Annotated in this window: 9 protein-coding genes and 2 pseudogenes; 1 reads left to right on the top strand and 10 read right to left on the bottom strand. The window is 70.6% G+C overall.

Annotated elements, in window-relative coordinates:
- Positions 1 to 61 precede the first annotated feature (61 nt).
- From ACLJQE_RS33735 to ACLJQE_RS33725, 3 genes are all read right to left on the bottom strand, one after another.
- Entirely contained in the window at positions 62 to 1147 is a 1086-nt protein-coding gene (locus tag ACLJQE_RS33735; protein WP_410643587.1) for an acetate/propionate family kinase, read from the bottom strand.
- Positions 1148 to 1164: 17 nt separating this feature from the next.
- A complete protein-coding gene (locus ACLJQE_RS33730; RefSeq protein ID WP_410643586.1) occupies positions 1165 to 3795 on the bottom strand; it encodes a GNAT family N-acetyltransferase in 2631 nt (876 codons plus the stop codon).
- Between the two features lie 158 nt (positions 3796 to 3953).
- On the bottom strand, positions 3954 to 5705 hold the full coding sequence (locus ACLJQE_RS33725) for a GAF domain-containing protein (RefSeq protein ID WP_410643742.1): 1752 nt from the start codon (positions 5703 to 5705) through the stop codon (positions 3954 to 3956).
- Positions 5706 to 5836: 131 nt separating this feature from the next.
- Here ACLJQE_RS33725 and ACLJQE_RS33720 point away from each other — a divergent pair, with 131 nt between their 5' ends.
- Positions 5837 to 6826 (top strand): Acg family FMN-binding oxidoreductase, encoded by a 990-nt coding sequence (locus tag ACLJQE_RS33720; protein ID WP_410643585.1) that lies wholly within the window; start codon positions 5837 to 5839, stop codon positions 6824 to 6826.
- Here the strand turns inward: ACLJQE_RS33720 and ACLJQE_RS33715 are convergent.
- From ACLJQE_RS33715 to ACLJQE_RS33685, 7 genes and pseudogenes are all read right to left on the bottom strand, one after another.
- Positions 6823 to 7461, bottom strand: a complete 639-nt coding sequence (locus ACLJQE_RS33715) for a response regulator (protein WP_410643584.1) — start codon at positions 7459 to 7461, stop codon at positions 6823 to 6825. The two genes, ACLJQE_RS33720 and ACLJQE_RS33715, sit on opposite strands and share 4 nt — an antisense overlap.
- Before the next feature lie 169 nt (positions 7462 to 7630).
- Positions 7631 to 9976 carry a phosphoketolase gene (locus ACLJQE_RS33710; protein WP_410643583.1) on the bottom strand — a complete coding sequence of 782 codons (2346 nt, stop codon included), beginning with the start codon at positions 9974 to 9976 and terminating at the stop codon, positions 7631 to 7633.
- Positions 9973 to 10089 (bottom strand): annotated as a pseudogene (locus ACLJQE_RS33705) (universal stress protein); the annotation flags it as partial. The gene ACLJQE_RS33710 and the pseudogene ACLJQE_RS33705, both read right to left, overlap by 4 nt.
- A 57-nt stretch (positions 10090 to 10146) precedes the next feature.
- A pseudogene (locus ACLJQE_RS33700) lies at positions 10147 to 10344 on the bottom strand (flavodoxin domain-containing protein); the annotation flags it as partial.
- A 164-nt stretch (positions 10345 to 10508) separates the two neighbouring features.
- The gene (locus tag ACLJQE_RS33695; RefSeq protein ID WP_410643582.1) at positions 10509 to 11003 is read right to left on the bottom strand and encodes a hypothetical protein; all 495 of its coding nucleotides are present in this window, start codon (positions 11001 to 11003) and stop codon (positions 10509 to 10511) included.
- Between the two features lie 32 nt (positions 11004 to 11035).
- Positions 11036 to 11341 carry a hypothetical protein gene (locus tag ACLJQE_RS33690; RefSeq protein ID WP_410643581.1) on the bottom strand — a complete coding sequence of 102 codons (306 nt, stop codon included), beginning with the start codon at positions 11339 to 11341 and terminating at the stop codon, positions 11036 to 11038.
- A 427-nt stretch (positions 11342 to 11768) separates the two neighbouring features.
- Positions 11769 to 12029 carry a hypothetical protein gene (locus ACLJQE_RS33685; protein WP_410643580.1) on the bottom strand — a complete coding sequence of 87 codons (261 nt, stop codon included), beginning with the start codon at positions 12027 to 12029 and terminating at the stop codon, positions 11769 to 11771.
- Positions 12030 to 12501: the final 472 nt, after the last annotated feature.

The raw sequence follows: 12501 nt of genomic DNA, 5'->3' as shown, positions 1-12501 counted from the left end.
GGTCATCAGCCCGCGCCGAGGTGTCTCGAGGCGGCCCGCACGCCACGGTCTGGCGAGCGCTTCACGTCACGGCCAGGCGAGCGAGCGCATCTTCGGCGCCGCGCGCGAGTTCGAGGTCCTCCCGGGGCAGGACGATCAGGGCGGGCACGGGCGAATCAGCCGCGGTGACGATCCGGTCGACGTCCGTGCGCGGCACGTCACCGGCGCGCAGGCCGAGTACGCCCAGCCCGTCGAGGACCGCCGTGATCACCTCCGGCTGGTGCTCGGCGACGCCGCCGGTGAACACGACGGCATCCAGCCGCGACAGGCTGGCCGCGGCCGCGCCGATCTCGCGACGAAGCCGGTGCCGGTAGACGTCGAGGGCGACCTCCGCGTCCGGCTCCCTGCGGGCCGCGGCCGTCAGCACCTGACGCAGGTCACCGTTGGTGCCGCTCATCCCGGCCAGCCCGGAGCGGTGGAACAGGGCATCAGCCATCTCGGCCGGGCTCATCGGCACCGTCTGCATGACGTGCAGCAGCAGGCCCGGATCGACCGAGCCGGACCGGGTGGCCATCATCGCGCCTTCCAGCGGCGTGAAGCCCATGCTGGTGTCGACGCCGTGGCCGTCGCGGATCGCGGTCACCGACACCCCGGCGCCGACGTGAGCGCAGATCAGCTGCAGTTGGTCCGGCGCTCGACCGAGCAGGTCGGCGGTGCGGCGCAGTGCGTGCTGGCACGAGAGGCCGTGGAAACCGCAGCGGCGCAAGCGGTTCTGGGTGGTCCACGCCCGAGGCAGCGGGTACCGCGCGGCGGATTCAGGCATCCCGGCGTAGAATGCGGTGTCGAAGCAGGCCACCACCGGGACGTCCGGCAGCAGGCGCCGGACCACCCGCGTCACCTCGAGCGACTGCGGCTGGTGGTTCGGCGCCAGCGGGGTGAGTTGTTCGAGGCTCGCGAGCAGCGCGTCGTCGACCGGCGCGGGCGCGGTCTGAGCACCTCCGTGGACGAAGCGGACGGCGATCGCGTCCACGTCGGACCAGCGGCGGATCGTCGGGGCGACCGCGCTGTGGTCGCCGAGGTCCCACGCGGTCCAGCCGACCGCGGTGCCGTCGGCGACCAGCGAGACCTTCATGCTCGACGAGCCCGGGTTCAGGGTCAGCACTCGCACGGCATTCCTCCGGTGTCTCAGTCCCGCAACCGGCGCAGGAACGGGTCGGTGAGCGTGGGCCGTTCGAACCGGGCACGGACGTCGAGCGCCACGCAGCTCTCGGATCGGACCCGCACGGGGTTGAGGTCGAGCTCGGCGAGCTCGGGGACGAGTTCGGCGAGCCGGCTGACCTTCAGCAGCAGCTCCCGCACGGCCGCGCGGTCGAGCCGGCCCGACCAGAGCGCTTTCGCCGAACGGAGGCTGTCGAGCAGCAGGTCGGCGTCGGCCTCGGTGAGCGGGACCAGCCTGGCGGCGTGGTCGGCGATCAGGTCGGCGTCGACACCGCCGAGGCCGAACACCACCAGCGGCCCGAACACCGGGTCCGAGCGCACGCCGACCAGCACCTCCCGGCCGGGTTCGGCCATCGGCTGGACGGTGACCCCGCGCAGGGCGGAGCCGAAGCGGGACCGCAGGGTGCGGAACGCGTCGCGGATGCGGTCGGCGCCGCGCACGTCCAGCACCACGCCCCCACCCGCGGACTTGTGCAGCAGTCCCTCGGCGTCGGCTTTGAGCACGACCGGCGAGCCCAGGTCGGCGGCCGCGGCGTCCATCGAGTCGCCGGCCTCGACGTAGGTGGTCTCCACCATCGGGATGCCGGCCAGGCGCAGCAGTTCGACGGCGGCCGCGGGTGGCAGCCAGCCTTCGCGTCCGGCGGCGAACGCGCGCAGCGCGTCGGGATTTTCCAACGGGATCAGGGATCCGCCGGTGTCGGGCTGGTTCAGCCACCGCTCGTAGCGGACGAGCCGGGCCAGGACGGCGGCGGCCGCGGCCGGGTCGTCGTAGCACGCCGTCACCCCGGTGCCGGGCACCAAGGGGGCGACGCGGGCGCGCTGCCCGGGCCGCACCGCGAAGACGGTCTTGTACTCGGGTGGGACCACGGCGACGAGCGAGGTCCCGGGATCGCCGACGGCGGTGGGGACGGTCGCGGCGATCACCGCGTCGACGCCGTCGTCGGCGAGCACCGCGCGCAGCGCGTCGGCGAACACCTCGGCGGGGACGGCGGCGGTCGTGTCGACCGGGTTTTGCACCGCGGCTTCGTGCGGCAGGAGCTTCGCGAGCCGTTCCCGGGTGTCGGCGGACAGCTCCGCCATCACCAGGCCTTCGCGCTCGCAGGCATCCGCGGCCAGCACCCCGGCGCCACCGGCGTTGCTGACCACGGCCACGCGCGGGCCGCCCGGCAGCAGCTGCCACGACAGCCCGGCGATGACGTCGACCAGCTCGACGACGGTGTCGACGGCGATGATCCCGGCCTGTTCGAACAGCGCGTCCCGGGTGACGGCCGGGGTCGCGGCGGCGGCGGTGTGCGACGCGGCGGCGCGCTGCGCGGTCCCGCCGCTGCCCGAGCGGACGGCGAGCACCGGGCGGGTGCGGGCCAGCTGCCGGGCCAGCCGGCTGAACTTGCGGGGGTTGCCGAACGATTCGAGGTAGAGCACGGCCAGTTCCGTGCGGCGGTCGGCGGTCCACCACATGAGCAGGTCGTTGCCGCTGACGTCGTACTTGTCGCCGGTCGAGACCAGGCTCGACAGGCCGAGGCCGAGGTCGTTCAGCGACTCCGCGAGCGCGATCCCCACACCGCCGGACTGGGTGACCACGCCGACGTTGCCGGGCTGCACCGCACCGGCCAGGAAAGTCAGGTTCAGCGGGCAGACGGGGTCGGTGGAGACGACGCCGAGGCAGTTCGGGCCGACCAGCCGCATGCCGTAGCGGCTGACGGCTTCGCGGACCCGCGTCCCCGCCGGGGTTCCGGTCAGGCCGGCGGAGATCACGAGCGCCGCGCGCACGCCCCGCGCGCCACAGGCCTCGACGGCGTCGGCGGCGGCCGCTGCAGGCAGGCAGATCACGGCGAGTTCGGGGGTCCGGGCCAGCTCGGCGACGCTCGCCGCGGACGGCACACCGAGGATCTCACCGGCGTGCGGGTTCACCACCTCGACGTGTCCCGGGTAGCCGGCAGCGAGCAGGTTGGCGAGCACGGCGTGCCCGACGGAACCGGGCCGCCGTCCCGCGCCGATCACGGCGATCGAGGCGGGCTTGAGGACGTGGGTCAGGCTGGCCGCGTCGGCGACGGAGTCGCGCTTCAGCACGGCGTCCAGGTAGGTGGCGTCCTCCTCGAGGATCATCACGACGTCCCGCTCGGGGCCGCCGACGCTCGCCTCGAACCGCAGCCCGAGGTCGGCGAAGACGTGGATGATCTTGGCGTTCTCGGCGAGGACCTCGGCGACGAAGCGCTTCAGGCCCGCCTTCCGGGCGTAGGAGACGAGGTGTTCCATCAGCAGGGTCGCAACGCCCTGAGCGCGTACGGCCGCGTCGACGACGAGAGCGACTTCCGCGTCGCTGGAGTCGCTGAGAACTTCGTAGTTCGCCACGCCTACGAGGTCCCCGCGCAGGTAGCAGCCCACGGCGTAGTGCCCTGGGCGGGGATCGGCGGCGATCTCCGCCGCCAGCTTGTCCAAGGCGGACGGCCTGGCTCCGAAGAACCGGAAGTACGTGTCCTGCTTGGTGAGCCGGGTGTGCAAGCCGAGCACCTCGGCGGTGTCGGCCGGGTGCAACGGGCGCACGAGCACCACGTCGCCGTCCGCGAGCAGGGCCCTGGAACCCACGTCCACACTCATGCTGTCACTCCTCGGGCACCGGGCGCGGGCGCGTCTGGCGTCGCCTGTCAAGGAGACCTCGGAAAGGCGGCGCCGCGACGCGGCCGGACTACCCGAACTCCGAGGACCTTCGTCACCGACGTGCCCCGCTTACCCCCGTCGGGGAGGCACCTGTGCGATCAGCCGAGCGGCGCCGACCACTCCAGCTTCACGCCACCCTCGGGCCCAGGTTCGCGGGTGAACTGCCCGCCCGCGGCTTCCGCGCGGTCGCGCAGGTTGCCAAGCCCGCTCGGCGAGACGTCGGCGGGGATCCCCTTGCCGTCGTCGATCACCACGATGCGCAGCACGTCGTCCCTGACCGCGACCGACACCGACAACGTCGAGGCCTCCGCGTGCCGGACGGCGTTGCTGACCGCCTCGCGCACCACCGCTTCGACGTGCTCGGCCAGCTGCGCGGGCACCGTGTCGAGCGTTCCGGACATGCTGACCGTCGGGTGCACCGGCGCGTCGTCGGTGAGTTCGGCGATCGCGTCGTGCAGCCGGTGCCGCAGCCGCAGCCCGGTCTCCCCCGCCGCGCCGCCGTGCAGATCGAAAATGGCCGTGCGGATCTCCTGCACGATCTCGTGCATCTGCTCGATGCTGTCCCCGAGCCGCTTCTGCAGCTCCGGCGACTTCGTCCGCCGCTGCGTGCTCTGCATCGACAGCCCCACCGCGAACAGCCGCTGGATCACGTGGTCGTGCAGGTCGCGGGCGATCCGGTCGCGGTCGCCGAGCACGTCCAGCTCGCGCGCGGCCCGCTGCTGCGCCGCCAGCTGCAGTGCCAGCGCCGCCTGGTCGGCGAAGGAGGCGACGACCGACAGCGGAGTGACACCGAACGACGGCGCACCCGACTCCCGGACCGTGATGAGCACGCCGCTCGTGCGATCACCGGCCCGCAGCGGAACAACCAGTGCGGGTCCGAAGCGGTAGTCGCCGACTGCGAGTTCAGGAACGCTGCGCGGCGTCCGATCCCGGTACACCGCGCCCGGCAGGCTGCCTTCGAGGTCGATGTGCAGGCCCGCCAGCTCGGCCGCCCGAGCCCCGGCGCAGACGGTGACGGTGAGGTCGTCGACCTCGTCGCCCCAGTCTTCGTCGACGTCGAGCCGGCCGAAGTTCGGCAAGGCGAGCATCGTGATGTCGGAGCCGGTCAGCTCCAGGGCCCGGCTCGCGATGGTGTTGAGCGCTTCGGCCGGGTCGGTACCGCCCAGCAGTTCGGTCGTCACCTCGCTGGTGGCGGCCAGCCACTGCTGCCGCACCTGCGCCTGTTTGTAGAGGTGTGCGTTCTCGATCGCGATCCCGGCCGCAGCGGCCAGTGCCTGCACGACCACCTCGTCGTCGTCGGTGAACGGCTCCCCGTTCCTCTTCTCCGTCAGGTACAACCGGCCGAACACCTCGTCACGCACCCGCACCGGCACCCCCAGGAAGGAATGCATCGGCGGGTGGTGTGCCGGGAAGCCGGCCGACGCCGGGTGGGCCGCGATCTCCTCGAGCCGCAACGGTTTCGCTTCCTCGATGACCACACCGAGCACACCGTGCCCCTCGGGCAGGTGTCCGATCAGCCGGCGGGTCTCGTCGTCGATCCCCAGGTGGATGAACTCGGACAGGGAGCCGTCCTCGGCGAGCACGCCCAGCGCACCGTACTTCGCCTCGCCGAGCTCGATCGCGGCCTGCACGATGCGCCGCAGCGTGGCGTCCAGCTCCAGCCCGGACGCGACGGCCAGCACCGCGTCCAGCAGGCCGTCCATCTTGTCGCGGGTGCCGATCAGCAGCTCGATCCGGTCCTGCAGGTCGCGCAGGACCTCGCGCAGCCGCAGCCCGGACAGCGTCCCGGCCGTCCGCCGGGACCCGTAGTCCGGCTGCTGTCCGGATTCGTTCACCGACACCGTGCCCACGACCTTCACCTTGTCCACGCCAGCCTCGCCGCTGGTGACTTTCTCCCCTTTCCACCGTCCGGTGGCACGAGAGACCGTCACTGGAAGCTGTCCGGAACCACAGTGCCGCCCGACGGCACCGAGAGGGAACCATGACACCACCCATCACCTCGATCGGCCTGCTGGATCCCGATCAGGTGAAGTCCGTGCTCGGCGCGGCGGTGCTCGCACCGTCGACGCGCAACACGCAGCCCTGGCGGTTCCGCTGCACGGCCTCGGGGATCGAGTTGCACGCCGATCCGGACCGCGCTTTGCCGGTGGCCGACGCCGACCGGCAGGAACTGCTGATCTCCTGCGGGGCGGCGTTGTTCAACCTGCGCACCGCGATCCACGCGCTGGGCGCGCACCCGGCCACCACGCCGCTGCCCCGGCGCGACAACCCGACGCTGCTCGCGGTGGTCCGGCCGTTCGCGGCCCGCAAGCCCGACCGGCGGCTCGTCCGGCTGGCCGACGCGATCCCGCGGCGCCGCACGAACCGCATCCCGTTCGAGGCGGCCGTGATCCCGGACACGGTCGTTGCCGAGTTGCGCCACGCCGCCGAGGCCGAGCAGGCCTGGCTGCCCCGGCTGGACCCGAACCAGCTGGACCGGCTGCGCAACCTGGTGCACAAGAGCCACCACGCTCAGGTGACCGATCCCGCGTTCCTGGCCGAGCGGCGGCACTGGACCGCTCGTCCCCAGGACAGCTGCGACGGCGTCCCCGAGTACGCCGCCGGCTGGATGGTGCCGGAAGGCGGAGACTGGCCCCTGAGGGACTTCGGCTCGCCACGGCGGGGTCCGGTCGACGACTCCGATCCGCTGGTCGTGGTCGTCGGCTCCTTCGACGACAAGCAGACCGACCGGATCCGGGCCGGACAGGCGATGCAGCGGGTCCTGCTGACGGCCACCGCCGCCGGGTTCGACGCGTCGTTCGTCTCGCCGCCGGTCGAGGTTCCCGCGGTACGGGCGGAGCTGCGCACCCTGCTGGGCGGCGGGCTGTGGCCGCAGGTCGTGCTGCGCTTCGGCCGCGGGACACCGGTGCCGTGGACGCCGCGCCGGTCCCTGGACGAGGTCCTGCTGGAGCCGGACCGGCTCAGCACCTAGCTCCCGTGCCGGCGCAGCTCGGTGGCGAGGACAGCGGCCTGGGTGCGGCGCTCCATGCCCAGCTTGGTCAGCAGCCTCGACACGTAGTTCTTGACCGTCTTCTCGGCCAGGAACATCCGCTCGGAGATCTGCCGGTTGGTCAGGCCCTCCCCGATCAGTTCCAGCAACTTGCGTTCCTGGTCGGAGAGGTCGGACAACGGGCCTTTCTTCGTCTGGCCCTCGCGCAGCTTGGCCATCAGCGCGGCCGTCGCGTGCGCGTCGAGCAGGGACTTGCCCGCGCCGACGTCCCGGACGGCCGAGACCAGGTCCATGCCCTTGATGTCCTTGATGACGAACCCGCTGGCGCCGGCCATCACCGCGTCGAGCATCGCCTGCTCGTCGGTGTAGGAGGTGAGCATCAGGCATTTCAGCTCCGGCAGCTTGGAGCGCAGCTCACGGGCCAGTTCGACGCCGTTGCCGTCGGGCAGCCGCACGTCCAGCACGGCGACGTCGGGGTTGAGCGCGGGAATGCGCGCCAGTGCCTGCGAGACACTGCCGGCCTGGCCGATCACGGTCAGCTCCTCGTCCTCGTCCAGCAGATCGGCGACGCCGCGGCGGACGACCTCGTGGTCGTCGACGAGAAAGACCCGAAGCATCTCCGACCTCCCGGACGCCGAACGGACCGGATGTCCACCCGACGGAACTCAGCGTACGACCGGAGAGCGCCGGTCAGCGGTGACGAAAGTCCTTTTGCCGGTGCCGAAGGTCATGTTCGAAGCGCAGCCGGCCCTGCTACGGAGCCGGCTGCCCCGAATCGGCAACGCCTCAGCCCTCCCAGCTCCAGTTCCGGATCTCCGGCAGGTCCTCGCCGTGCGCCAGGATCCATCGGCGGTGCTTCCCCTGCGCCTCGGTCATCCGCTGCCGCAGCACGCCCGCCGTCGCGACCAGGCCCGGCACGCGGTCGATCACGTCGATCACCAGCTGGAACCGGTCCATCCGGTTGAGCACCAGCATGTCGAACGGCGTCGTCGTCGTGCCGTGCTCGGTATACCCGCGCACGTGCATCCCGGCGTGGTTCGTACGGCGGTAGGCCAAGCGGTGGATCAGCCACGGGTAACCGTGGTAGGCGAAGATCACCGGCCGGTCCGGGGTGAACAACGCGTCGAACTCCCGATCGCCGAGGCCGTGCGGATGCTCGGCCGCCGGCTGCAGGCGCATCAGGTCGACGACGTTCACCACGCGCACCGCCAGATCCGGCAGTTCCGCGCGCAGGATCTGGGCTGCCGCCAGCACCTCCACCGTCGGGGCGTCACCCGCACAAGCGAGGACGACGTCCGGTTCCCGGTCGGTGTACGTGCCGGCCCACTCCCAGATGCTCACGCCCCGGGCGCAGTGCAGCGCGGCCTGCTCGGCGTCGAGCCAGTTCGCGCTGTCGTTCTTGCCCGCCACGACCACGTTCACGTAGTCCCGGCTGCGCAGGCAGTGCGCCGCGACCTCCAGCAACGTGTTGGTGTCCGGCGGGAAGTACACCCGCACGACCTCGCTGCTCTTGTTCGCGACGTGGTCGACGAACCCCGGGTCCTGGTGGGAGAAGCCGTTGTGGTCCTGCCGCCAGACATGCGAGGTCAGCAGGTAGTTCAACGACGCCACCGGCCGCCGCCACGGGATCTGGCGGTGCACCCGCAGCCACTTGATGTGCTGGTTGACCATCGAATCGACGATGTGCACGAACGCCTCGTAGCAGTTGAACAGCCCGTGCCGGCCGGTCAGCAGGTAGCCCTCGAGCCAGCCCTGGCACAGGTGTTCGGAGAGCACTTCGAGCACGCGGCCGTCGCGGGAGAGGTGCTCGTCGACCGGCTCCACCCCGGCCTGCCACTGCTTGCCGGTGACCTCGTAGACCGCATCCAGCCGGTTGGACGTCGTCTCGTCCGGGCCGAACAAACGAAAGTTCGCCCGGTCGGCGTTGAGCGTGAACACGTCCCGCAGGAACCGGCCCAGCACCCGCGTCGGCTCGGCCACCGTCGCCCCCGGGCTCGGGACCGCGACGGCATGGGCCGCGGTGTCCGGCAACCTCAGCGGGCGCAGCAGCACACCGCCGTTGGCGTTCGGGCTGGCGCCCATCCGCCGCTCCCCCACCGGGATCATCGCCATGACGTCGGCGACCGGGCGGCCGCACGAGTCGAACAGCTCCTCCGGGCGGTAGGAGCGCAGCCACTCGTCCAGCTGGCGGAGATGGTCCGGGTTCTGCCGGACCTGCGACAGCGGGACCTGGTGGGCGCGCCAAGTACCCTCGACCGGCAATCCGTCCACAACGGACGGACCGGCCCAGCCCTTGGGGCTGCGCAGCACGATCATCGGCCAGACACCACGTCGCTCGGCGAGGGTGGCGACCGCCGAGTCGAGCGCCGCGGCCATCGCCTGGTGCATCGTCTCGGGGTCACTGCCTTCGACGTAGATCGGCGCGTAGCCGTACCCGCGCAGCAGAGCGTCGAGTTCGGCTGGGGCGATGCGGGACAGCACGGTCGGGTTGGCGATCTTGTACCCGTTGAGGTGCAGGATCGGCAGCACCGCGCCGTCGCGAACCGGGTCGAGGAACTTGTTGGCGTGCCAGGACGTCGCCAGTGGACCGGTCTCGGCCTCGCCGTCACCGACCACGCACGCGACCACGAGCCCCGGATTGTCGAACGCCGCCCCGAAGGCGTGCGCGAGCGAATAGCCCAGTTCCCCGCCTTCGTGGATCGAGCCGGGGACCTGCGGGGCGACGTGGCTGGGCACGCCGCCGGGGAAGGAGAACTGCTTGAACAGCTCCCGCATGCCCTCGGCGTCGCGCGTGACCTCGGGCCACGCCTCGGTGTAGCTGCCTTCCAGCCAGGTGTTGGCCAGCAACGCCGGGCCGCCGTGGCCCGGACCGGTGACGAACATGGCGGTCAGATCATGGGTCAGGATGGCCCGGTTGAGGTGGGCGTAGACGAAGTTGAGGCCGGGCGAGGTCCCCCAGTGCCCGAGCAGTCTCGGCTTGACCTGCTCGGGACGCAGCGGTTCGCGCAGCAGCGGGTTGGCCATCAGGTAGATCTGGCCGGCCGCGAGGTAGTTCGCGGCCCGCCAAAGGGCATCCACCTGGGCCAGCTCAGTGCTGCCCAGCACTGCGGGCCGGGCGTCGAGGGCGGTCACTTCGTCCGCTCCGGGCGAACGACGAGCACCGGACAGCCGGCGTGCTGGACCAGCGCCTGGCTGGTCGAGCCGAGGAGCATGCCGGTGAAGCCGCCGCGGCCGTGGCTGCCGACCGGCAGCCCGCGGAGCTCGTCCACGAAGGTCTCGGCGAGCTTCGCGGCCGCCTCGAGCCAGTGTCCCATGTAGACAGCGGAACCGAGGATCACGGCGTCGAAGCCGTCGACAGACGTCACCAGGCTCGCGTCGCGGGTCTCTATCTGTGACGGCACGCCGGCGTCGGTCAGCGCCGCGCCGGCCGCGGTGGCGATGTTCTCGGCGATTTCCCTGGTGGCGCCATGCCGGCTGGCCACCGTCACGAGGATTTTCATGCTTCCACCCTCGCGCGGGCCGCGGCCCCCGGCTTAGGGGCCAATTTCCCCTCGGGGCCCGCCGAAAGTCACCGAAGTACCGCCCACGGCTCGCCTGGTTCTCCTGGTGCCCGGTTGCGTGACAACCACGTGGTCGCCGGCCCCGTGGTTGTCACCGGTCGTGTCTAGCGGACGGCCTGGAACTGGGCGGTCCAGGTCGTGTGGAAGGTCATGGCCTGGCAACGGATGTCCGTGTCGTCCTTCATTTTCACGGCGTCGGTCAGCTTGTACGGGAAGTTGGCCTCGCTGACGGCCAGCGTCGGCAGCAGCGGGTCCGCGCCGGCCACGGACAGTTCGAGCTGACCTTGGCAGTAGGGCTTGTCAGCGACGTTCCCGACGGTGTCGATCACGACGTCACCGGGGGTCACGGACACCAGCTTGATCTTCACGTTGGCGTTCGGGTTGGACAGGGTCAAGGTGACGTAAGCCTTCTCGCCGGGCAGCAGCGTGCCGGTCTGCGCACCGGTCACGGTGGCGGGGGTCATCGCTTCGGCGGAACCGGACACCCCGCCTGTGGTGCTGTCCTGGACGAACGAGGCGACCGCGAAACCACCGACTCCCACCAATGCGCCGACAGTGGCGACGACGAAGACGGACTTGGCCTTGTTGTTGATACGCATGGAACTTCTCCTCGGATTGACTGGCTCGGTTCTCAGGGTTGGGTCGTGGGTGCCGGTTCGCTGGGACTGGATGTCACCTCGGTGGCCGTGCTGCTCGTCGGTGTGACTGTCGTGGCAGGGATGACCGGCTCCGCCGACGGTGTGGCAGACGGCGTCGTTGCTTCGATCGCCGGCGCCGGTGCCGGCGTGGCGGATCGGACGGCTTGCCAGTTGCCGGCCTTGCCGTCGACCGTCGCGGTCACCACGACCAGGTCGAACCCCGTGGCCACCGCCACGCCGGTGGCGGAAAACGCAACGGCCATCAAGGCAATGACACCGGTTCGGCGGAAGGTACGCATGTGCATGCCCTTCAGGGCTCATATCAGTTTTGTCGGAACTGGTCGATGCGCTCATCGTCTCAGCCGCAGCCAAGCACTTGAACTGTTTTCGTCTTACCCCTGCAAGTCGACTGCGCAACGTTCCCTGTTATCAATATCGGCGCGCAAATGTCGAATCGTGACAAATGTCCTCAAATTCGCGTGGAAAACGAACTGCACATGAATTACGTTCGTGAACGCGCCGGACCAAGAGTCGCGGGCGCCGGCCGAGCATCACCGCTTCGGTCGGTGATCAAGGGCCGACCCGGACCGCAACCGAGTCACCGCGCCCCGGAACCTCGATCGCGCGGAGGCGCGACCTTGCCCGGCGACCGGCGCCTAGCGGGCAGCGCCCTCCTGGTCGTCAATACTGGATCTCGCGTGCGGTCAGAGGCAACCCGTCGGGTGTTCAGGCGCCGAGGCGGCTGTAGAGGCGGCTGGCCAGCGACGCCACCAGCTGGTTCACCGTGGCCAGCGGATCGAGCTGCGCGAACTGCCCCAGCAGCTCCGCCGCCGCGTAGGCCTCCTCGGCTGAGAGCACCGCCACGCACTGTTCCCGCCGTCCGCGCTCCAGCAGCCGCCTCAGAGCTTCGGCGTACTCGGCCATGTCGCGCACCCCGGCCAGGCCGTACCGCTCGCCGAGCGGATCAACCGCGGCCTCGTCACTCATCGTCGTGCGCCCTTCTCTCCCCGTCGACCTCACCCGTTCGAGGAAATCTATGTCGGCCGGGGTAGACATTCAACAGCGGGTGTGTGTAGTGTTCTCCTCATACCGAGAGAGACAACGTCAAACAAGCGCGGGAGAGGACGTAACTACCCGCGAGGTGAGACAAGGGTCAGGCAGTACGGAGCCAATCCAGGGAACAAGGTTCCGGCTGGTGACCGGAAGCAGTACTCCGGGACCGAGGTTGTGAAGAGGTCCAACAGGTAGTACCGGCCCCGGAGCGGAAGTGCAGGACACAGGCGGAGCAGGCGCGCCCGTGAAGATCAGCAGTTGTAGTTGTTCGTGAAGTGAAGTTGCAGGACCGGTCAGGTGGCCGGAGCCGATCAACGTACGGGGCTCCGGGCAGTGACCAGCGGCGTCAGCGTGCTGGGACCGATCAGTGGAAGGGTTCCGGCCGTGGCGGTCGCAGCAAGCGCAG

The sequence above is a fragment of the Amycolatopsis sp. lyj-346 genome (assembly GCF_046548975.1).
Lineage (GTDB): Bacteria > Actinomycetota > Actinomycetes > Mycobacteriales > Pseudonocardiaceae > Amycolatopsis.
Note: the sequence above shows the minus strand (reverse complement) of the source record. Positions and strands in the feature narration are given on the sequence as shown.